General features: G+C 39.1%; 23 protein-coding genes. 15 read left to right on the top strand and 8 right to left on the bottom strand.

Going from position 1 to position 22,266, the window contains the following annotated elements; translation table 11 throughout:
• Window positions 1–57: 57 nt before the first annotated feature.
• The 4 genes from GA0116959_RS02700 to GA0116959_RS02685 all read left to right on the top strand — a co-directional run bounded on the left by GA0116959_RS02700 (window position 58) and on the right by GA0116959_RS02685 (window position 3,840).
• Window positions 58–1,050, top strand: a complete 993-nt coding sequence (locus tag GA0116959_RS02700) for an RsiV family protein (RefSeq protein WP_092718145.1) — start codon at window positions 58–60, stop codon at window positions 1,048–1,050.
• A gap of 11 nt (window positions 1,051–1,061) precedes the next feature.
• Window positions 1,062–1,883: a TatD family hydrolase gene (locus tag GA0116959_RS02695; protein ID WP_092718143.1), complete on the top strand. Its 822-nt coding sequence runs from the start codon at window positions 1,062–1,064 to the stop codon at window positions 1,881–1,883.
• A 271-nt stretch (window positions 1,884–2,154) separates the two neighbouring features.
• Window positions 2,155–2,889, top strand: coding sequence for a Bax inhibitor-1/YccA family protein (locus tag GA0116959_RS02690; RefSeq protein WP_092718141.1), 735 nt, complete (start codon window positions 2,155–2,157; stop codon window positions 2,887–2,889).
• Window positions 2,890–3,033: 144 nt separating this feature from the next.
• The gene (locus tag GA0116959_RS02685) at window positions 3,034–3,840 is read left to right on the top strand and encodes an enoyl-ACP reductase FabI (protein ID WP_053578706.1); all 807 of its coding nucleotides are present in this window, start codon (window positions 3,034–3,036) and stop codon (window positions 3,838–3,840) included.
• Between the two features lie 99 nt (window positions 3,841–3,939).
• Here GA0116959_RS02685 and secB read toward each other — a convergent pair whose 3' ends face one another.
• From secB to rsgA, 4 genes are all read right to left on the bottom strand, one after another.
• A complete protein-coding gene (gene secB / locus GA0116959_RS02680; protein ID WP_092718138.1) occupies window positions 3,940–4,395 on the bottom strand; it encodes a protein-export chaperone SecB in 456 nt (151 codons plus the stop codon).
• Window positions 4,396–4,431: 36 nt separating this feature from the next.
• Window positions 4,432–4,686, bottom strand: coding sequence for a glutaredoxin 3 (gene grxC, locus GA0116959_RS02675; protein WP_053578704.1), 255 nt, complete (start codon window positions 4,684–4,686; stop codon window positions 4,432–4,434).
• A gap of 20 nt (window positions 4,687–4,706) precedes the next feature.
• Window positions 4,707–5,114, bottom strand: coding sequence for a rhodanese-like domain-containing protein (locus GA0116959_RS02670; RefSeq protein WP_053578703.1), 408 nt, complete (start codon window positions 5,112–5,114; stop codon window positions 4,707–4,709).
• Between the two features lie 95 nt (window positions 5,115–5,209).
• The gene (rsgA, locus tag GA0116959_RS02665) at window positions 5,210–6,268 is read right to left on the bottom strand and encodes a small ribosomal subunit biogenesis GTPase RsgA (protein WP_092718135.1); all 1,059 of its coding nucleotides are present in this window, start codon (window positions 6,266–6,268) and stop codon (window positions 5,210–5,212) included.
• A 126-nt stretch (window positions 6,269–6,394) separates the two neighbouring features.
• Between rsgA and orn the strand changes: the two genes are divergently transcribed.
• The 3 genes from orn to GA0116959_RS02650 all read left to right on the top strand — a co-directional run bounded on the left by orn (window position 6,395) and on the right by GA0116959_RS02650 (window position 8,727).
• Window positions 6,395–6,946 carry an oligoribonuclease gene (gene orn / locus GA0116959_RS02660; RefSeq protein ID WP_053578701.1) on the top strand — a complete coding sequence of 184 codons (552 nt, stop codon included), beginning with the start codon at window positions 6,395–6,397 and terminating at the stop codon, window positions 6,944–6,946.
• 140 nt (window positions 6,947–7,086) lie between these two features.
• Entirely contained in the window at window positions 7,087–7,863 is a 777-nt protein-coding gene (locus tag GA0116959_RS02655) for a tRNA threonylcarbamoyladenosine dehydratase (protein WP_092718133.1), read from the top strand.
• 366 nt (window positions 7,864–8,229) lie between these two features.
• Window positions 8,230–8,727: a pyridoxamine 5'-phosphate oxidase family protein gene (locus GA0116959_RS02650; protein ID WP_092718131.1), complete on the top strand. Its 498-nt coding sequence runs from the start codon at window positions 8,230–8,232 to the stop codon at window positions 8,725–8,727.
• 191 nt (window positions 8,728–8,918) lie between these two features.
• Here the strand turns inward: GA0116959_RS02650 and GA0116959_RS02645 are convergent, their stop codons facing one another.
• A complete protein-coding gene (locus tag GA0116959_RS02645) occupies window positions 8,919–9,965 on the bottom strand; it encodes a hypothetical protein (protein WP_092718128.1) in 1,047 nt (348 codons plus the stop codon).
• A 157-nt stretch (window positions 9,966–10,122) separates the two neighbouring features.
• Between GA0116959_RS02645 and pheS the strand changes: the two genes are divergently transcribed.
• The 3 genes from pheS (at window position 10,123) to GA0116959_RS02630 (ending at window position 14,003) form a co-directional block, all read left to right on the top strand.
• Window positions 10,123–11,103, top strand: coding sequence for a phenylalanine--tRNA ligase subunit alpha (pheS, locus tag GA0116959_RS02640; protein ID WP_092718125.1), 981 nt, complete (start codon window positions 10,123–10,125; stop codon window positions 11,101–11,103).
• A gap of 225 nt (window positions 11,104–11,328) precedes the next feature.
• Window positions 11,329–13,710, top strand: a complete 2,382-nt coding sequence (pheT, locus tag GA0116959_RS02635; RefSeq protein ID WP_092718122.1) for a phenylalanine--tRNA ligase subunit beta — start codon at window positions 11,329–11,331, stop codon at window positions 13,708–13,710.
• The gene (locus GA0116959_RS02630; RefSeq protein WP_005007563.1) at window positions 13,707–14,003 is read left to right on the top strand and encodes an integration host factor subunit alpha; all 297 of its coding nucleotides are present in this window, start codon (window positions 13,707–13,709) and stop codon (window positions 14,001–14,003) included. The genes pheT and GA0116959_RS02630 overlap by 4 nt, the downstream gene beginning before the upstream one ends.
• Window positions 14,004–14,189: 186 nt before the next feature.
• Here the strand turns inward: GA0116959_RS02630 and GA0116959_RS02625 are convergent, their stop codons facing one another.
• The 3 genes from GA0116959_RS02625 to trxA form a co-directional block, all read right to left on the bottom strand.
• Window positions 14,190–14,462: a hypothetical protein gene (locus GA0116959_RS02625; protein WP_092718121.1), complete on the bottom strand. Its 273-nt coding sequence runs from the start codon at window positions 14,460–14,462 to the stop codon at window positions 14,190–14,192.
• Between the two features lie 421 nt (window positions 14,463–14,883).
• Window positions 14,884–16,152 carry a transcription termination factor Rho gene (gene rho, locus GA0116959_RS02620; protein ID WP_053578694.1) on the bottom strand — a complete coding sequence of 423 codons (1,269 nt, stop codon included), beginning with the start codon at window positions 16,150–16,152 and terminating at the stop codon, window positions 14,884–14,886.
• Between the two features lie 329 nt (window positions 16,153–16,481).
• Window positions 16,482–16,808, bottom strand: coding sequence for a thioredoxin (trxA, locus tag GA0116959_RS02615; protein ID WP_053578693.1), 327 nt, complete (start codon window positions 16,806–16,808; stop codon window positions 16,482–16,484).
• Between the two features lie 249 nt (window positions 16,809–17,057).
• Between trxA and ppx the strand changes: the two genes are divergently transcribed.
• From ppx to GA0116959_RS02590, 5 genes are read left to right on the top strand one after another with little or no spacing between them, the layout of a single operon-like run.
• The gene (gene ppx / locus GA0116959_RS02610; protein ID WP_092718119.1) at window positions 17,058–18,578 is read left to right on the top strand and encodes an exopolyphosphatase; all 1,521 of its coding nucleotides are present in this window, start codon (window positions 17,058–17,060) and stop codon (window positions 18,576–18,578) included.
• A gap of 50 nt (window positions 18,579–18,628) precedes the next feature.
• Window positions 18,629–19,453: an acetyl-CoA carboxylase carboxyltransferase subunit alpha gene (locus GA0116959_RS02605; RefSeq protein WP_092718116.1), complete on the top strand. Its 825-nt coding sequence runs from the start codon at window positions 18,629–18,631 to the stop codon at window positions 19,451–19,453.
• Window positions 19,390–20,757: a tRNA lysidine(34) synthetase TilS gene (tilS, locus tag GA0116959_RS02600; RefSeq protein ID WP_092718114.1), complete on the top strand. Its 1,368-nt coding sequence runs from the start codon at window positions 19,390–19,392 to the stop codon at window positions 20,755–20,757. The genes GA0116959_RS02605 and tilS overlap by 64 nt, the downstream gene beginning before the upstream one ends.
• A gap of 9 nt (window positions 20,758–20,766) precedes the next feature.
• A complete protein-coding gene (proC, locus tag GA0116959_RS02595) occupies window positions 20,767–21,597 on the top strand; it encodes a pyrroline-5-carboxylate reductase (protein WP_092718111.1) in 831 nt (276 codons plus the stop codon).
• Window positions 21,598–21,624: 27 nt separating this feature from the next.
• Window positions 21,625–22,194, top strand: coding sequence for a YggT family protein (locus GA0116959_RS02590; RefSeq protein WP_053578688.1), 570 nt, complete (start codon window positions 21,625–21,627; stop codon window positions 22,192–22,194).
• Window positions 22,195–22,266 lie beyond the last annotated feature (72 nt).

Raw genomic sequence — 22,266 nt, 5'->3', positions numbered from 1 at the left:
TAGTGATCGGCATGGAGTCGCAGTCAATTTACCAGAGTAACGTTATAGGTCAGTCTCATGTTTAAAAATAAAGTCTTCTTTACCATCAGTTTTCTGGCTACAACCATGGCATTAACGGCATGTCAGCCTAAACAAGCTGAGCCTAAAGACCAACAAACTGCACAATCTGAACCTGCGAAGCAAGTAGAAACAGTAAAACTGGTCGGAGATACTGAAAAGCTGGCTCTGGGGCTACCAGCATGTGATGGTAATAGCTGTCCAGAAATTTCGATAGAACGGCTCTCCAGTAATCAAGCCTTTGTAGATGAGTTGATTGATGAGCAAATTTTAAAACAGCTTGACCAAATTTTAGACATTTCTCCGAAGTTACTGAAAGATAAGCCACAAGCGGTAACGACAGAAGTCACAACTTCAAATAGTCAAAATCAAATTCTAGACCAACCTGCATCAATTGCGGTGGAAACAAAAAAACAAAAAATAGAAAAACAAATTACTCCTTATCTAAGTATTTTTTTATTATTAGACAAGGAGTTAAAAGCACTCAGTGCCCATCATCAAATTAGTTTAATGATTAAGCCTAAAATTTTAAATGCAACGGTTCCACTGGCGACCGTGGTTTTAAATTCAAGTAGTTATTTGGGCGGTGCACATGGTTCATCTTCTCAGCATTACTATAATTTTGATTTGAAAAACAAAAAACAAATGAAGCTTGATGATATTTTAGCGCCAAATCAAAAAGCAATTTTACAGAATAAAGCCCATGAAGTATTTAAAATTTGGGTGATGGATTCAAAATTGGCAGACAACCTTGAAGAATATGAACAAGTATGGAAATTTACACTTTCCGATAATTTTTACTTATCCACTCAAGGTTTAGTATTGCAATATGGGGAATATGAAATTGGACCTTATGTCGTAGGATTACCGCGTTTGACAATTCCTTATGATCAATTACAAACAGTACTGAAAAAAGAATATTTACCTCCAGTTCAAACAAAAAACAGTTCACCTGCCGGTAACCCTGCTGAAAATAATAAAGCAAAATCTTAATGTGATTTTTGATGACATACCGACTGTTTGATACACATACCCATTTTGATGTTCCTGATTTTGATCAAGATCGGGAACATTTGGCATATGCAGCAAAAGCAGTTGGCGTTGAACGTTTAATCTTGATTGGATTTATACAATCGCGTTTTCAAGATTTACTTAACACTCAACAATTTTTAGCGCAATTGGTCGATGCACCGACAGGTTATTTAGCACCTGGCTTGCATCCATTTTATATCGAACAGCATGAAATGGAGCATTTAAATCATTTAGAAAATCTTCTAAAAAATGAAAAATGTATTGCCATTGGGGAAATTGGTTTAGATACTTTTTTAAAACAACATAAACATCCTGAAACTTTTAAAAAGCAAAAAGAGTTTTTTGTGGCTCAATTAGAGTTGGCGCAACACTTTAATAAACCTGTTCTTCTACATATTCGTAAAGCACATGCCGATACTTTGGCGCTGTTAAAACAGCAACATTTTAAACAGGGAGGTATTGCACATGCTTTTAGTGGAGGGGTGGAAGAAGCCAAAGCTTTGATTAAATTGGGTTTCAAAATTGGTGTGACAGGGCAAATTACCAATCCGAATGCAAAAAAATTACATGCTGTTGTGCAGGAGATTGGAGTCGAGCATCTGGTTTTGGAAACGGATTGTCCTGATATGACGCCGTTGTGCTGTCAACGTTCAACTGAACAGCGGACCAGAAATACCCCCGCTAATTTACCTTATGTGTTAATAGGATTGGCGCAAAGCCTTAATCTTGAGATTGATCTATTGGCAGAACAAGTTTGGCAAAATTCACTACAGGCTTTAAAGCTTGAAATATAAAATTGCGGTTAGACTATGTTTGATCTAGAAAAAAGCATTCATTTTTCTGCTTAAAGTGAATGGTTATTATACTAAATTCAGCTTATCGAATCAGTTTGTTGGACATCATGTATTCTTAATCGAGTATAAAATGCAGAAAAATAAAGTTGTATTCAAGTGTTGAATCAGTTTTAATTTGTAGGGCTATTATGTTGAAAAATAAAAAACTATTAGGCCTAGCCAAAAAGCAATTTATACTATTTTAATAATTCAAATCAAAAATGAGTAAATCATGCAAAGTAATAATCCTATTTTGACTCGGGTAGAAACCCAAAGCGATTTTAATGACACCATGACCGTACAAGGTGCAATTCAAAAATCTATTTTATTAACGGTCATTGCAGCAGTTGTGGGTTTGGCACTGTTTTTCTATAGCTTCATCACGGCCAATATCTCACTTGCTTATGCAGGCGCTATGGTCGGAGCGATTGGTGGAATAATTTTAGCCCTGATTGCAACATTTAAGCCAAATACAGCACGAATATTGGCCATTCCTTATGCTTTATTTGAAGGGGCTTTTCTGGGTGGAATTTCAGTAATTTTCCAAATTAAATTTCCAGGTGTCCCATTACAAGCCTTATTGGCGACCTTTATTACGACACTCGTGATGTTTGCTTTATATCGTTTCCAAATTATCCGTGCGACAGAAAAGTTTAAAGCTGTAGTGATGTCAGCATCAATCGCAATCGCCATAGTATTTGTGGTGCAAATTGTAATGCGTCTGGCTTTTGGTTCAAGTATTCCTTTTATTTTTGAAAGTAACTGGTTGGGGATTGGGTTTGCAGCATTTGTCGCTGTCATTGCATCTTTAAACCTGATTCTCGATTTTGATTTGATTGAATCATCTGCTGCACAACATGCACCCAAAGCAATGGAGTGGTTGTGTGGTATTGCCTTACTTGCAACTTTGGTATGGATGTATTACTCGTTTTTACGTCTGCTCAGCCTGTTACAAGGTGATGATTAAGAATTTTAGGTCTAAATAAAAAAGCTCCCTAAATCGGGAGCTTTTTTATGATTTTACATAACCTATTAAAAAAGGCGCATTATGCAATTTCGCAAATGCTTTAGACTTGGCATTATGCTTATAAATTATTTTGAGTGAATTCACATGGCACAAGGACTTTTAGCGGGTAAGCGTTTTTTAATTGCAGGTATTGCAAGTAAATTATCGATTGCATTTGGTATTGCCCAATCTTTACATCGTGAAGGTGCAGAACTTGCTTTTACTTATCCAAATGAAAAACTAAAAAAACGTGTAGACGATTTTGCTGCACAATTTGATTCAACTTTGGTTTTCCCTTGTGACGTGGCAGTTGATGCTGAAATTGAACAAGCTTTTGCAGAGTTAGCAAAACATTGGGATGGCTTGGATGGTGTCGTGCATTCGATTGGTTTCGCACCAGCGCATACTTTAGATGGTGATTTTACTGACATTACAGACCGTGACGGCTTTAATGTAGCGCATGATATCAGTGCTTATAGTTTTATTGCGATGGCGCGTGCGGCTAAGCCATTATTAAAAGTTCGTCAAGGTTGTTTACTCACATTGACTTACCAAGGTTCTGAACGTGTAATGCCAAACTATAACGTGATGGGAATGGCGAAAGCATCATTAGAGGCCGGTGTACGTTATTTGGCTTCAAGTCTAGGCAGCGAAGGTATTCGTGTCAACGCAATTTCAGCTGGTCCAATTCGTACTCTGGCGGCATCTGGGATCAAATCATTCCGTAAAATGCTTGATTTGAATGAAAAAGTTGCACCGCTTAAACGTAATGTAACCATTGAAGATGTAGGTAATGCCGCATTATTCCTATGTTCGCCTTGGGCAAATGGGATTACAGGTGAAATTATGTATGTCGATGCAGGTTTCAATACTGTAGGAATGAGCGCAGATTTAATGATGGATGCTGAATAAATTGATTTAAAAACGTCTAGTTTTATCCAGTAGGAAATTAAAAATCAGCAATAAAAAAGACCGCACATGCGGTCTTTTTTATTTTTAAAAGCAAAGCGATTAAGCTTGACCTTCCGCAGCAATTTGAGCACGTTGCATATTGGCTTCGAATTCAGCATCGAAGTTAATTGGCGTAAGTAGCAATTGTGGGAAGCTTCCTTTGGTCACCATATCATTTACTGCTTCACGTAGGAATGGGAACAAGATATTTGGGCAATATGCACCCAAAATATAAGGAAGACGTTCTTCTTCAACCCCATCTACCAAGAAAATACCTGATTGTGTGACATCCACAATAAAGGCTGTGTCACCCGCATTATTGGCTTGTACCACTACTTGTAATGCAACTTCGTAATGCGTTGCATCAATTTTTTCTGCAGCAGATGAAAGATTAATATTCAGTTCAGGTTGCCATTCTTTGGTAAATACTTGAGCCCCAGGCACTTCAAAAGAAATATCTTTGGTATAAATGCGCTCTAATGCCAGTTGCGGTTGAGCTTGTTGTTCTTCACTCATTCTTTAATCCTTAATATGAAGTGATTTGATACGGCATTAAGCCAGTAATTCGTTTAATTTTCCTTCACGCTCTAAAGCATAAAGTTGATCAAAACCACCAATAAATTGGTCGTTAATAAAAATTTGTGGCACAGTACGATGGTGAGTACGTTGCATCAGTTCAACACGGACTTCAGGTGCTTCATTGGATAAGTTAATTTCTTTATAAGCAATGCCTTTACGCTCAAGCAGTTGTTTTGCACGAATACAATAAGGGCATACTGTGGTGGAATAAATGATTACTTCAGCCATGTGAATTTTCCTTAAGCGAACTATTTACTTTTAATGAGTGGCAAGCCTTGGGCTTTCCAGTTACTAATACCGCCATCAAGACGGTAAGCATCAGCATGACCTACTTGATGTAAGGCTGTACCTGCAATTTGGCCCAAGTTACAGATAAACACCAGCGGACGATCTGAAGATTTTAGCTCTTCAATATGGCTGGTAATTTGGCTATATGGAATATTGCGGCTGCCACTGATGTGACCTTCACGAAAATCTTTTGCATCACGTAAATCAATCAACATGGCATTTTTAGCTTTGACTAAAATCCCCAAGGATTGCGGTGAAATTTTACGACCGTTGCGTTGTCCTTCTAAAACAAAGAACAAAACAATTAATACCCCAAGTGTTCCAAACAAGAAGGGGTGATTCCCCATAAATTCGAACCAACGTTCCACAAGTCACCTTAATTACAATTTTAAAATTGCGTAGAGTATAGCTCATAAATATGGCGATCAAAATCACCGCTTCAAGGGCTAAGGGTTAAGAAAAATTAATTTTTTTGCTGTGCTTCAGTAATTTCATCGGTTAAACGCAAATAACTGTCTAATCGGCGCTGCAAAATTTCACCTGATTCTGCGGCTAAACGTAAAGCACATTGCTTTTCATGTTTGTGTGTACAGTTACGAAATTGACAATGTCCCAGTAGATTTTCAAGTTCTGGAAAACCACGTTGGACTTTATCAGCATTTAAATGCCACAAACCAAATTCACGAATTCCAGGAGAGTCAATGAGCGCAGCACCTTCACCAAAGGCAATTAAACGTGTCGATGTGGTGGTGTGCTGACCGAGTGCCGAATTTTCAGAAATAATATTGGTCTTTTGCGCTGCATCTGGAACCAATGCGTTAATGAGTGAGCTTTTGCCGACGCCAGATTGCCCTACAAAAGCGACAGTTTCGCCAGCTAAACGATCTGCAAGAGCAGTCAAATCACCGTTGGACTGACATTGCATCACTTCATAACCTAAGACTCGATATTCTTGCATCAAAGTCAAAATAGGATCATTTTCCTGAATTAAGTCAGCTTTATTTAATACCAACAAGGCAGGGATGTCTGCGTCAGCACACGCCACGATATAACGATCAATGAGGCTGGGTGCGACTTCAGGAAAGGAGGCGAATACAATGACAATCAAACTCACATTAGCCGCGACAGGTTTAACTTTATGATAACGGTCAGGGCGGGTGAGTAACGATTGACGCGGATGAATCGCGGTGATAATACCCAATCCTGTATTTGGGTCGGCCTGCCATTTAACTCGATCGCCTGTCACTAAGGCTTCTAGATTCGTACGCGTATGACAGCGCCAAACAGTACCAATTTCAATCGGTTTCCAGAAAGGATCGGGTTCACCTGTTTTTACTTCAGGCTTAATGGGTTGTTCATCAGGCAATGATAGGGCTTGAACTTCAAGTTGACGACCGTAGTGTTGCACCACCAGACCTTCTAAATCATTTGAAGTATCGAGTTCTTCTTGACGTGTTTGCTGTTGTTTCTGAATGCGACGTTGCTGCTGTTCAGTTAAACGACGTTTACGAATTAAAGCCATTCATATCCTAAAAAAAGCATGAACTAAGAGATGGCAAAAATAGCATGAAGCGGGGTAGGAGTTACAGCCAAGTTGCAATTAATTTGCTACTATAGTTGTTTTTAAGCCCAATAAGATTGCACATTTATGAGCAGCACACCTGATACCCGCCTCATCTGGATTGACCTAGAAATGACAGGTCTAGATACTGATAACGATAAAATTATTGAGATTGCGACGATAGTCACCGATGATAAACTCAATATTCTAGCGGAAGGTCCTGTGCTGGCGATCCATCAGTCACCGCTTATCTTAAATGCGATGGATGAATGGAATACACGTCAACATGGTCAGTCTGGATTAATTGAACGTGTTCGTCGAAGTAAGCTTACAGTAGAAGATGCAGAACAACAGACCATTGAATTCTTAAAAAAATGGATTAATCCGAAAGTGTCACCCATGTGCGGAAATTCAATTTGCCAAGACCGCCGTTTCATGCATCGCTTGATGCCTGAATTAGAACAATTTTTCCATTATCGTAATTTAGATGTATCGAGTGTGAAAGAGTTAGCAAAACGCTGGCGTCCAGAAATTATGAGCGGTTTGAAAAAGAATGCTTCACATTTAGCAATGGATGATATTCGTGATTCGATTGCGGAATTAAAGTATTACAGAGAATACTTTTTTATTATGAATTAAAATATATAAAGAGGCGGAAGCCTCTTTTTTTATATAAAAATGATATTTTTTAGGAAGTTCATTATACATTAGATATGGGTTATGGAAACCAGTGAGAATTTGATAAAATGCTTCGGTAATTTTTAGTGACTAGATAGCGAATGACTGATCTTCTACAAGATGATGAATACGAACGCCGCTTTGCTGGGGTGGAAAAAATTTATGGAGATGAGGCTTTTCGTCAGTATGAACACAGTCATGTCATGGTGATTGGTATTGGTGGTGTTGGTTCTTGGGCGGTTGAAGCTTTGGCGCGGACAGGTATTGCTGAATTAACTTTAGTCGATATGGATGTGATTGCAGCATCCAATATTAACCGTCAATTGCCTGCCTTAAGTTCAACTTTGGGGCGTGAAAAAATTGAAGTGATGGCAGAGCGCTGTCTATCTATTAATCCACGCATTAGAATTAATGTGGTCGATGACTATTTAACCGCTGATAATGTCAAAGAACTTTTATCTAACCCACCCGATGTGGTGCTCGACTGCATTGATGACGTTAAAGCTAAACTGGCTTTAATGCTACATTGTCGTTTTAACAAAATCTCTTTAATTGTCTCAGGTGGAGCAGGAGGGAAGCTTGATCCTTTAAAAATTCGGGTCGCCGATTTATCTAAAACCGAACAAGACCCGATGCTAGCCAAATTGCGGAGTCAGTTACGGAGCAAAGGGATTTGTAAAAAACCAAAAGACAAATTTGGCATTACTTGTGTGTATTCTGTTGATAATCCATTTTCAAGTGCAGAGGTGTGTGCAAGTGCAGGCTTACGTTGTGGTGGGTATGGTTCTGCTGTGGTGGTGACGTCAAGTTTTGCCATGATCGCAGTTTCAGAAGTACTTAAAAAACTGACCTCAAAAAAAGTCAAAAATAGCGATTAAAACCCCAATAGTAAGTCAAGTATGTTGATGGTTGAGTCAGCGTATTTATCCTTAAATCATCTGATGAGATCACGGTCGTGTCTACAATAATCAAGTGATTAAATTAAAATTTAAAGGGTTAAACTAAAAAAACCAATGATTTAGAGTGTGGTAGGAAGTGAAGCTTTAATTACTCTAACAATTACCATTCTGCTGAATATTATAAGCAAATTCTTCTTTGTTATTTCTCAGGATCTTTAAGCTATTTCTTTAGTATTCAACTGTATCAATTCAGTAAGATCAGTGAATTAAAATCAAAAATCGGATTACTGTGTAAGCAAGTCAATACGCAATCATTTCTATAATTGAGTTTCAGGAGAAAATATCATGTCAGATCAATATCGTGAAAAATTATGGGAACTGCTTAAAGATGTACGATATTCTATGATCAGTCATACCACTGAGACGCATGAATTGCATTCTCAGCCCATGACCATGCTAAATTCTGAGCATCTAAATGAGAGTCAAAATCTTTATTTTATGATGCGTGATACCAATGATCTGGTGAATGCGATTCAGGCAGGTCGTCATCAAATTGGTTTATCTTTTGCCAAGCCGTCTGACAGTATTTATGTTTCGATCAGCGGACATGCCACACTGAGTACAGATCCTGCCTTAATTGAAACTCTCTGGAATCCGTGGGCAGACAATTGGTTCGAAGGCAAGCATGATCCTAGTATTCGGATTTTGGTGGCTGAGGCAATCAGCGCAGAATATTGGAATGTAACTGATAATAAAGTGACACAATTATTTAAACTGCTTAAAGGCAGTCTTACAGGGCATACCAGTGAAATAGAGGCTGATCACAAAAAACTTGATTTGTAATATTCGATTTCTATGAGCTATGACTCAGGATTGAAGAAAAAGATGTGCTTTATTTAATATTGATTCATTCTTAAAATCAAACAAAGCAGAATAAATGATGTTTATTCTGCTTTTTTAATACATACCCTCTCATTTTGATCTATCTCAGATTTTCCTAATTTTTAAGTGGCTTTTTCAATGATTACAAAAAACTAAAGACCAAAATAATAGGCACAAACACAAATAATGATGGTTAAGAGAATCAGTTTAATGACTCCAGATGCGCCTACTTTATGAGATGGCGTTTGAGGCTTGTTGATTTTTAGGTTTTGAGCTGGTTCAGTGACTAAATTTGTACTATCTAGGGGATTGGTAATTTCAATTTTCGTCAATTGTGCAGATTGATAGTGATTAGCAACTTTAACGATAAATTTTGCGGTTAAATCGTCTAGTTTTTGCGAAAAATGACGTAGATTGAGCTGTTGTTCTGGACTTAATTCAGTGCCATCAGCATGGAATGGATCTTGCTGTTGTTGGCGAATGTAGGCGGCTAAGCTTTCTAGACGATGTAATGTGCGGTGTGCATAATCTGCGGAATATTTGCTTGGCAATACAGGTAAATATTGACTGCTATACGCAGCTAAACCATCTATCGTCTCTACTTGAGTCTGTGGAATACCATAATAAGGAAAATCTCGATGGACAGGCTCATTGAATCCATCAGCAAATTGAGTTTTAAATAATTCATTATCGGTATAGGCCTGAATATCATCCCAATTGGGCCGTTGTAAATCTGCATCTACGAGTTTTGCAAGTTTGGGATTGAGTTCGAAACGCCAAAAGCTTTCGTGACGGAGCTGCTCTTGTTGTGCTTTAGGCACATCATAATCCTGCTCTGAGCTATACCACTCAGCCAATTCTTTACCCAAAATCCAAGCCGTTTTTTTGTGAGATTCATGGCTGACCATAAAATGAGGCATGGCCAATAACTCAACATTGGCATTTGGATTTTTTTCATCATTTAACAGGCTTGAGCTATGTAGACTCAGGCGCTGAGTCCCTTGTTTTTTTAGTCCTTCTAACCAGATTTGAAAATGCTGAGCCAGTAGATGTTGTGTCAATAAATCACGAAAATGAAGACAATGTTGATTAAAAATTGAATGGTGTACCCAATCATTAAAACTTAAATTTTGACTCAGATACTCATTACCATAAGTGACCAAAGCGAGCTGTTGTTTCCAAATTGGGTCAAGCGCCATTATTATTAATCTCATGAATGTTGACTTTATCTTATACTTTTTCTAAATCTGGATGCCAATCTAATTTTTCATGTACATGGAGCTTCATCAACGTGCTTAAAAACTGTTAGAATATCTGGTTTTATTATATTTTTAAATTGTTGCTTTGAGAGTTATTATGTCACTGGAAGCCCTGACCAATGAAGCGCTCGCTGCGATTGCAGCAGCAGAGAACCTTGCTACACTCGATCAAGTACGAGTGCAATTTACAGGGAAAAAGAGCCAGCTTGCGGAACAATCCAAAGCTTTAGGTAAAATGGATCCAGAAGAACGTAAAGTTTTCGGGGCAAAGATTCATAGTGTTCGTGAAGCCATGACAGGCGCATTAACCGCACGCCAAACGGAATTACAAAAAGTCGAATTAGAGCAAAAACTCGCAAATGAGATGATCGACATAACCTTACCAGGGCGTGGGCAGAGTGTGGGTAGTATTCATCCTGTGACCCAAGTGCAAGAACGCATTTGTCAATTCTTTACTAAAGCAGGCTTTACTGTAGCAACCGGTCCTGAAGTTGAAGACGATTATCACAACTTTGAAGCCTTAAATATTCCTGGACATCACCCTGCACGTGCCATGCATGATACGTTCTATTTTGATGTCAATCATTTGCTACGTACCCATACATCTGGTGTGCAAATTCGTACTATGGAAACACAGCAGCCGCCTATTCGTATTGTTTGTCCAGGTCGTGTCTACCGTTGTGATTCGGATCAAACGCATTCCCCAATGTTTCATCAAATTGAAGGTCTATACATTGCGGAAAGTACCAGCTTTGCCGAGCTGAAAGGTTTGTTGATTAATCTTTTAAATGAATTTTTTGAAAAAGATTTAACGGTTCGTTTTCGCCCTTCCTATTTCCCATTCACAGAACCAAGTGCAGAAGTCGATATTATGGATGAGCGTGGTCGCTGGTTAGAAGTTTTAGGTTGCGGTATGGTGCATCCAAATGTATTACAAGCAGCCGGAATTGATCCTGAAAAATACAAAGGTTTTGCTTTTGGTTTAGGTGTAGAGCGCTTTGCTATGTTGCGTTACGGTGTAAATGATCTGCGTATGTTCTTCCAGAATGATGTGCGTTTTTTACGTCAATTTGCTTAAAAAATATTTTTAACGAACTTTTTTGCGAATGAGTACTTCATCTTTTCTAAGAAAAAAGCGACTCCGCGAAAATTTGAAGTTAGTCATTATTTAAGAATCTAGATTGATTGGTTTATTAAAATCCCCCTAAGGCTACTTTGAGAAAGTATCCCTCTCACCAAAAAATGAAGTGTGTTTTTCCTTCTGATTAAAGAAGGGTTAGGGGAGATTAAGGAAAATGAAGGTATGAAAATTAGTGAAAATTGGCTGCGTAGTTGGGTTAATCCAGCCATTGATAGTGATACATTATCAAATCAACTCACGATGTTGGGTTTAGAAGTCGATGAGCTTTCACCAGCAGCAAAACCTTTTACTGGTGTGGTGGTAGGGGAAGTATTGACGGTAGAACAACATCCAGATGCAGATCGTTTGCGTGTGACTACCGTTAATATTGGTTCAGGTGAACCTTTACAAATTGTTTGTGGCGCACCCAATGTAAGTATCGGAATGAAAGTGCCTGTAGCAACCATTGGTGCCATACTGCCAGGTGATTTCAAGATTAAAAAAGGCAAACTTCGTGGGGTTGAATCACAAGGCATGCTGTGCGGTGCTTCTGAAATTGATTTAGAAGATAAAATTGATGGCTTATTGGCATTAGCAAATGATGCACCAGTCGGTGTTGATATTCGTAAATATCTCAATCTAGATGATCATGTGATTGATATCAGTATCACACCGAACCGTGGTGATTGTTTTAGTATTCGTGGTATTGCCCGTGAAATTGGGGTAATCAATCAACTTGCTGTGACAGCTCCTGAAATTTCAGAAGTTAATGCAACGATTGCTGATCAAAAGCAAGTGCTTGTACATACAGATGGCTGCCCACGTTATTTGGGACGTGTCATTAAAAATGTAAATACCAAAGCGGCGACTCCTGCATGGATGGAACAGGCTTTAACTCGTTCAGGTATTCGCCAACACAGTATTTTGGTTGATATTACCAACTATGTTTTAATTGAGTTGGGTCAACCTTTACATGCTTTTGATGGCCATAAAGTTCAAGGTGGCGTTCATGTGCGTCAGGCAACAACGGCCGAAAAGCTGATTTTGCTGAATGAACAAGAAATTGAATTGACCGAAGATGTCATGGTGATTGCAGATGATGCAAAAGCTTTGGCTATTGCGGGGATCATGGGCGGTTTATCTTCAGCAATAACAGATGCAACCACTGAAATTTTCCTAGAATCTGCATTCTTTGCACCACTTGCAATTGCGGGTCGTGCGCGTCGTTATGGTTTACATACTGATGCATCACAACGATATGAACGTGGTGTCGACTTTGAATTGCCTCTTATGGCGATGAATCGTGCCTCCCAGTTGATTTCTGAATTGGCAGGTGGTGAATTTGGTCCAATTACAGTGGCGGAAAAAATTGAGTTATTGCCGACGCGTGATGCGATTGAACTGAAGCAAGCTCAAGTCGATCAGCTATTGGGTTATACTGTTGGAAGTGATTTTATTGGTGATGCATTACAACGTCTCGGTTGTATAGTCACAGTCAAAGCTGAAGGCGAATGGTCTGTTATTCCGCCATCACATCGTTATGATATGGCAATTTATCAAGATTTGATTGAAGAAGTCGCACGTATTCATGGTTATGACAATATTCAAATCAGTCTACCTGTCATTGATGTCAAACTTGCCAAACATCAAGATCAGTTCGAGCTGCCACAACTTCGTCAAACATTAGTGACTTTAGGATATCAAGAAGCGATTAGCTTTAGCTTTGCTGATGCTAAACTTGAAAAGCAACTCAATCCACATGTTCATCCCTTGATGTTGGCTAATCCAATTTCAAGTGAACTGGCTGCGATGCGTTCAACCTTGTTATCGAGCTTGATTCCGTGTGTACAGTACAATATTAATCGTCAACAAAGTCGCGTACGTTTTTTTGAATTGGGCTTGCGTTTTGATTATCAAGATGCAAACAGTATTCATGATTTGAAACAAATATCCACTTTAGCTTTAATTGCAGTGGGCGCAAAAACAGCCGAGTCTTGGCATGCCAAAGCGAAACCTATGGATTTCTTTGATCTAAAAGGTGAAGTTGAAGAAATTTTGGCGGCTGGACGTGTGGAAGTTGAGTATGTTCGTTCAGAGCGTGCATGGTTACATCCAGGTCAATCTGCTGAGATTTTGGTGGGTGGTCACTCGATCGGTTATTTGGGACGACTACATCCATCTTTAGAAAATGAACTCGATTTGGGCATTACTTGGGTGGCAGAGCTCGATCAACAGGCTGTTTTGCAAACTTATGTATCTAATTTTACAGAATTATCACGTTTTCCGTCGGTAAGACGTGATATTGCGCTTTTAATTAGTGATAATATTAATGTTAGCGAAATTCAGCAACTTATCGGACAGACGGGTGGAGCGTTACTAGACTCAACTTGGTTATTCGATGTGTATACTGGTCAAGGTGTTGAAGTAGGCAAGCGCTCATTGGCATTTGCTTTGTTGTGGCAACATCCATCACGTACATTGGAAGATGCTGAAATTAAATCTGGTATGGATCAAATAATCGAAGTGTTGCAAAACACTTATCAGGCGACATTGAGGGCTTCATGACAGCATTAACGAAAGCAGAAATGGCTGATCATTTAAGTGAGCTCACGAGTTTAAACCGTCGTGAAGCAAAACAAATGGTTGAGTTATTCTTCGAAGAAATTAGCCAAGCGCTCATTTCAGGTGAGCAAGTCAAACTTTCAGGGTTCGGTAACTTTGAATTACGTGATAAACGTCAACGTCCAGGCCGAAATCCCAAAACGGGTGAAGAAATTCCGATTTCTGCACGCCGCGTAGTCACCTTCCGGGCTGGTCAGAAATTTCGCCAGCGCGTAGGAAATGAGCAGATCGATTGATCTGCTTTTTTATGATTAAATTTTATGATCAAAAACAGAGAATAAGGGTATTTGTATATTAATTTGGTATGTGTTGAAGATGGAGAGTTAAATGGGCAAAAGTAAGATATAGATTTTAAAAAAAACTTATTTAAAGATAAAAAAAGAGAGCCATAGGCTCTCTTTTTTACTTACTAATCGTTCAGATTAGTGAGCAGCTTGAGATGCAGCAGTAGCATCAGCAGCAGCATCAACAGCTACAGAAGCAGCAGCAGCAGCATTAGAAGCAGCAGCTTCAGCAGCAGGAGCAGCTTCTACAGAAGCAGCAGAAGCAGCAGCTTCAGCTTCAGAAGCAGCAACTACAGCTTCAGAAGCAGCAGCGTTAGCATCAGCAGCAGCTTCTTCAGTTTTTTTAGCACAACCAACAAAAGCTAAAGTAGTAGCGATTGCAGCAGCAATAGCGATTTTTTTGAATAACATGGCATCACTCTCTAAATATGAGATTAAAAAAAACCTGCGTTAGGCTGTTAAGTGCTTTTATTCTTCCTAATATTTGTTAGGCAGTAACAAATGCAAAGGCAGTCTAACTGGTCTGCGAATATGCTATCACTGTGCCTTTTTAAATACTACTAGGCTGATTAAAAAAAACACGAAAAAAAGATGAATTTCTTTGTTTTTTTAACAGAAAATAACAATCAATGAAGTGTTTTATATTGGATAAGTAATAAATAAACCCCTAAAATTTATAAATTTTTTTTAAGCATTATTTTATTTATCATTAACTTGCAAATTTGTTTACATAAAATTCAGCACAATGTGTTTTTATGTAAATCAAGTCAACCAAACAAAAAAGCCATCGTTAGAGATGGCTTTTTTAGAACAGCTAAAATATTTAATAATTTTAACTGGTTGCTTTACGTTTCATTTGATCAAAGAAATCATCATTGGTTTTGGTTTCTTTCATACGATCTAGTAAAAACTCCATTGCTGCAAGTTCATCCATAGGGTGAAGAAGCTTACGTAAAATCCAAACTTTACGTAAATTGTCTTCACTCATCAGACGTTCTTCACGACGAGTTCCCGATTTTTTGATATTCATGGCAGGGAAGACACGTTTCTCAGAAATACGACGATCAAGCGTAATTTCTTGGTTACCTGTGCCTTTAAATTCTTCATAGATCACATCATCCATTTTACTGCCAGTTTCAATTAAGGCTGTAGAAATAATGGTGAGTGAACCACCTTCTTCGATATTACGTGCAGCACCGAAGAAGCGTTTAGGACGTTCTAGTGCGTGTGCATCTAAACCACCTGTCAGTACTTTGCCAGAAGATGGAATGACCGTGTTATAAGCACGCGCTAAACGAGTAATTGAATCCAGTAAAATGACGACATCTTTACGATGTTCAACCAGACGTTTAGCTTTTTCAATCACCATTTCAGCAACTTGCACGTGACGAGCAGGAGCTTCATCAAACGTTGATGCAACCACTTCACCACGAACTGTACGTTCCATTTCGGTGACTTCTTCTGGTCGTTCATCAATCAGAAGAACAATCAGGAATACTTCAGGATTATTACGGACAATTGATTGAGCAATATTCTGCAATAACATTGTTTTACCCGCTTTAGGCGGAGCAACAATAATTGAACGCTGACCTTTACCGATTGGTGCCACCAAGTCGACTACACGTGCGGTCAAATCTTCTGAGGTACCATTCCCTAACTCCATAATCAACTGTTCAGTTGGAAATAAAGGTGTTAAGTTTTCAAATAAAATTTTATTACGTGAATTTTCGGGTGTGTCATAGTTAATTTGATTCACTTTTAATAAAGCGAAATAACGTTCACCCTCTTTAGGTGGGCGAATCGTACCTGTAATGGTGTCACCTGTACGTAAATTAAAGCGACGAATTTGAGATGGGCTGATATAAATATCGTCTGGTCCAGCAAGGTAAGAACCTGCTGCAGAGCGGAGGAAACCAAAACCATCAGATAGAATTTCTAAAACACCATCACCAAAAATCTCTTCACCATTCATGGCATGGCGCTTTAAGATGGCAAAAATGATGTCTTGCTTACGGTTACGAGCCATGCCTTCTAGGCCCATAAACTCGGCAATTTTGATGAGTTCGCCAATCGGTTTTTTCTTGAGTTCAGTTAAATTCATAGGTGGTCAGATAGAATCAAAATTCTGGGATACAGATGAGAAAAGGGAGCAACATTTAGCCGCTTAAACACAATAAAAGTAACGTAATTGTATTTGCACAATAACCATTCATAGGACTGATTGATTGTTACGAAGAGAAGAGTGTAAAAACAATTTCTGTTGCCGAGCGGCGATTTTATGTGTTGTGTTTTGTAAGAAAATGATGGATTGGAAAATCCTTTATTCCTTGAATATGCAATATAAGAGCTATTCTAGCTTTTGTCAATTTATAGACGAAAAAAATACGCCATCCATGGACAGCGTATTACATCAAATTCTACAGTTTTGAATTAGATATTTTCTTCAATAAACGCAGTTAATTTAGATTTTGGTGCTGCACCTACTTGTTGAGCCACAACTTCACCATTTTTAAACATTAATAATGCAGGAATGTTACGGATATTGTAATTTACAGCAGTTGCTTCGCAAGCAGTCACATCGACTTTAACAATTTTTACTTTGCCTTCAAATTCTGTAGACAATACTTCTAATACAGGTGCAATCGCTTTACACGGTGCACACCAGCCTGCCCAAAAGTCTACAAGTACAGGAACGTCGGACTGTAAAACATCAGTTTCAAAGTTTGCGTCAGTTGTATTTACGATATTGCCAGCCATGGATATACTCCAAAAATTTGAGTGAGTTCAATAATGATTAGTATTACATAGCCCTGTTTAACTATGTAGTGGGATATGTCAATTCTCAAACATTATATTAAATTTGTCTAATTGATGCTGACGATATTGATCATCGTGTCTGACAATTATACTTTAGATTAAAAACTCATCTATTTGCCTTGATAAATGCTTTTAAATTCTAAGCATGTGAATTACTCTAAGCACAATTATTATGGGTTCATTTGAATAATGTCTGATTTTTTGATTGATGAAGAGTTGCTTGCTGCCATCGATATGGGGTCGAACAGTTTTCACCTAGCGATTGCACGTGTAGACCATGGCGAAGTGAAAAAAGTAGCGTCAATGTCAGAAAAAGTACAATTGGCAGCTGGGCTAGATGAAAATAAAAACTTAACTGAAGCCGCACAGCAACGGGGACTAGCATGTTTGGCCCGTTTTGTAGGACGTTTAAGTTCAGTGCAAGCGAACCGGTTGCGAATAGTGGCGACCAATGCGTTGCGCCAAGCCAAAAATGGTCATGAATTTATTCAAAGAGCAGCCGAAATCTTACCTAAACCGATCGAGATTATTGCTGGGCGTGAAGAAGCACGTCTGATTTATTTAGGCGTATCGCATACCATGGTCAATAGCGGTCGTCGTTTGGTGATTGATATTGGCGGAGGTTCTACAGAGCTGATTATTGGTGAAGAATTCGAACCTATTCATACAGAATCTTTACAAATGGGTTGTGTTGCCTTTACCAGTGCGTATTTTAGTGATGGTGAAATTAATCAGAAAAACTTTGATAAAGCTGTCGTTGCGGCGCGTAAAGAGCTTTCAGGAATTGCCAACACCTATAAAACAGCAGGCTGGGATACAGTTGTCGGTTCAAGCGGGACAATAAAAGCGTGTCGACAAATTACAGTCAATATGGGCTGGAGCGATGAAAAAGAAAATTTAACTCGCGAAGGTCTAGAAAAACTGAAAGAAAAATTACTCAAATTTAAGCACATTTCAGAAGTTGATTTTGATGGGTTGAAAGAAGACCGTCGAGCAGTTTTGCCAGCTGGAATTGCCATTTTATATGCAGTATTTGATGTTCTGGAACTGACTCAGTTGGTCTATTCCGATGGTGCATTACGTGAAGGTGTCATGTATGACTTGTTGGGGCGTTTCCAGCATGAAGATATTCGAGATCGCAGTGTGCAAGCGTTAATGGGGCGTTATAATGCTGATCCTAAGCAGGCAGAACGTGTGGTCAAAACTGCTCAGCATTTACTTGATGGTGTTTCTAAATCTTTGAATTTAAACACTGAAGATGGTGATTTACTGCGACGTGCTGCCTATTTACATGAAATTGGTTTAGCCATTAGTCACGGTGGATATCACCGTCATGGCGCGTATTTATTGCAACATTCAGATATTGCAGGCTTCTCACAAATTGATCAAAATCATCTTTCGCATCTGGTTGCGCATCATCGTCGTAAGCTGCGTAGTGATAGTCGAGTGGATGTTGCCAAGGTCGGTGGTAGCAAATTAGTGCACTTAAGTCTATTGCTGCGTCTTGCAGTTTTACTGAATCATAGTCGTAGCGATGAGATGCTTCCTGCCATTGAATTAAGTATCGGCAATGAGCAACAATGGCAACTCAGCGTTTCTGGCGATGCCAAACAATGGCCTTTGCTTGTAGCAGACTTGCACGATGAACAGGTGCAGTTCAAGCATTGGGATATTGAATTGAATATTCAGTCGGAACAATTTATCGATTAACAAATGATTGGTTAACAAGTTATTGTTAATTTAGGGATAATGGTCGACCTATGAAAAATAAAGCTGCTCAATCTAAAGCATGGACAACAGTTCAAATTGCGCGTCATCCAGAACGCCCGCAATTCTTGGATTATGTTGGTGAAATCTTCACTGAATTCGATGCTTTACATGGAGATCGGGTGTTTGGTGATGATGGTGCAATGATCGGGGGCTTGGCACGTTTTAATGGGCAGCCAGTGATGATTGTTGGTCAACATCGCGGTCGTAGCACGCGTGAGAAATTGCAACATAATTTTGGTATGAGTAATCCAGAAGGTTATCGTAAATCACAACGTTTACTGGACATGGCAGAACGTTTTAATTTACCTGTATTTACCTTTATTGACACTATGGGTGCATATCCTGGTGTGGGCGCGGAAGAACGTGGTCAGGCAGAAGCGATTGCCACCAGTTTGGCTCAGCTTTCAAGTTTAAAAGTGCCTGTGATTGCGACTATTCTTGGTGAAGGTGGTTCAGGTGGTGCGCTCGGTATTGGGGTAGCAGATCGCGTGATTATGTTATCTCACAGTATTTATTCAGTAATTTCACCTGAAGGTTGTGCATCAATTTTGTGGAAAACCGCAGAAAAAGCGGAGCAAGCCAGTGAAGCTTTAGCACTGACCGCAGATAAACTCAAAAAAATGGGTATTGTGGAATATGTGGTAGATGAAGGTGAAGGAGCACATGTGCAGCCTGAACAAGTTATGCAAGCACTTAAAGAAGTTTTACAACAAGCTTTAGAAGAATTGCAATCGATGGATGCGAATGAGAGATGCGAAGCACGTTACCAGCGTTTAATGAAGTTTGGCAGCGACAATTTAGGTCTAGCGTCTTAAATCAAATTCAGCACTTTCCATCTGAGAGTGCTTTTTTAATTGGGTGTAGTGGTGGCATGGATTCTATGTTGCTACTGCATTTAATGTCTGGTTTTTTTCCTGAAAAAGTCCGTGCCATTTATATTGATCATCAATTGCAACAAGACAGTGCAAATTGGGGGCAATTTGTGGCTGAACAATGTCTATTACTCAATGTTCCTTGCTTGATTGAAGCTGTTTGCGTTGAAACAGGTAATCTAGAACAGCAAGCACGTGCAGCACGTTATCAAGCCTATTCAAAACATCTAAAACCCAATGAAATTTTAGTTCTGGCCCATCATCAACAAGATCAGGCGGAAACTTTAATATTACGTTTGCTGTCTGGTGCAGGGGTGCAGGGCTTGTCTGCGATGCGAAAAGTCGATATTCGTGAGCAGTTCACGCTTTGGCGACCGCTGTTAGATATCTCTCGTGAGCAGATTTGCCAATGGGCAGAGCAACTGGATGTGCAAAATATTCAAGACGTCAGCAATTTGAATACTCATTATGATCGTGCATGGTGTCGGCATGAACTGTGGCCAGTACTAAAAAATCGTTATCCTAAAATGCAACAGGCTTTAGCGCGAACCAGTTATTTGATGCAGGATGCCAATGATATTCTTCAAGAGATTGTGCAGCAGGATTTAAGCCAATGTACGACAGCGACTGAACTAGATCTAAAAAAAATAGCCTTACTTTCTAGAGCACGGCAACGACAGCTTTTATCTGTATGGATGAAGGGGCAAGATCAATATCGTCCAAGTTTTGAGATGGTTGAGCGCTTACGCAAGGAAGTGATAGGTTCTAAGTCAGATGCACAGGCCGCCTTACACTTCAATCAGTTTTATTACGTCCGCTATCAGCAAAAAATTTACCGTTTGAGTGCAGCTGAATATCTCGCTGCTCAGAATGAATCAGATATTTTACCAGAAACCCTTCAAGTACAATTGGATCAAACATTTCACCTCATGTCAGGAGAATATTGTGTTGAATCAAATCCAGTGGGTTTGTCCACCACATTATTGGGTAAAAATTTAAAATTGGTTCGACGTCAAACGGGGGAAAAAATTCACTTACAGGGGCGTGTTGGATCTTGGCCTTTAAAAAAAGCAATACAAGAAGCACGTATTTTTCCTTGGCAGCGTCATACAATTCAAATATTAAGCATAGATAATGTTATGCTTGGTGTTTTTACACCCAAAGGTTTTTGGTTGGCTCACTCTGAGTATTGTGAAGTCGGTGGCTGGCAACCAAATTTAATCTCTTCGTTAAAAAAAATCAGTTGAGTAGGATTCATGAGTGCAGCATTAAATTGTAATATTTGTTTTATTGGCGGTGGTAATATGGCCCAAGCCTTAATTGGTGGGCTAATTTCACGTGGATTGCCTGCAACACGTATTACAGTTTCCGATCCTGTCGAAAATGTACGAGTTTTTCTCTCAGAAAAAGATGTGCATGTGACCGATGATAATGTTGCTGCCATTCGTGATGCGGATATCGTTGTTTTTGCGGTGAAACCACAAGTACTGACCAATGTACTCAAACCGCTTAAAGGTCTGTTTGCTGAAAAATTAGTGATGTCGATTGTGGCTGGTGCTGAAATAGCCACCATTGCTCAACTCTTGGATACAGACCAAGTTGTTCGCGTGATGCCAAATACTCCAGCTTTGGTACAGACTGGAGCACATGGTTTGTATGCGACTGCTGCGGTAGATACACAAAGTCGTGAACTTGCTAGTCAAGTTTTAGCTGCAACTGGACTGACAATTTGGGTAAATTCAGAAGCTCAAATTGATGCAGTCACAGCAGTTTCCGGTTCTGGTCCAGCATATTTTTTCTATATGATGGAAAGCATGATTCGTGCAGGAAAAAACTTAGGTTTAGATGAAAAAGTGGCCACTGCATTAACCTTGCAAACCGCTTTGGGCGCTGCACAAATGGCGATTACGAGTGCAAATACACCTGCTGAATTACGTAAAAATGTGACTTCGCCAAATGGGACGACCCAAGCTGCACTTGAAGTATTTGATCGTGCGCAAATCTCTCAAAATATTCAGGCTGCTTTGGCTGCTGCGCAAAAGCGTAGCCAAGAACTTGCTCAAGAGTTAAGTGAAAGTAGTAAATAACGTGTTTTTATTTAGGAAAGTTCCAGTATGGGTGCAAACTCTGCGCTGATTTTTGGCATTATTATTAACGTAGCGATTTTGCTCGTATTCTTCCGTTTTCTCATGCAATTGGCAGGGGTGAATGCTTATAATCCAGTAGTATTGTCTACCGTTAAAGCCACAAAAATCGTTGATATATTTAGTCGAATTTTTCCGACTGTCGCAAATGGCCGTGTTAACCTCGCAGCATTAGCGCTTGTGTTACTACTCTATTTGCTTAAAATTTTTGGGGTCATGTATTTATCAGGTGCGATGCCGAATAGTCCTGTTCATTTGGTTATTTTAACTTTTGTGACCATGATTCAAGACTTAATTCGCTTCTGTCGTTACTTGATTTTTGCAACGATTATTTTGAGTTGGGTGGTGATGTTTACCCAGTCTCGTTCACCGTATATTGAAGTGATTCAAGAATTGGCAGAACCTTTATTGGCACCTTTTCGTCGAATTTTGCCCAATATGGGAATGATTGACTTATCACCGATTATTGCGTTTTTGACTTTATATATTGCAGAAATTATTATGAACCAAGTTGCCATTGTGCTTTTAACTGGTTTATAAAATTTGCTGTAAAAAAAAGGACTCACTCGAGTCCTTTTTTTATGTGAAATTTTTTCTTCTCGTATGAGGAGT

Origin of the sequence: Acinetobacter albensis (assembly GCF_900095025.1) — a bacterium.
GTDB lineage: Bacteria > Pseudomonadota > Gammaproteobacteria > Pseudomonadales > Moraxellaceae > Acinetobacter > Acinetobacter albensis.
Note: the sequence above shows the minus strand (reverse complement) of the source record. Positions and strands in the feature narration are given on the sequence as shown.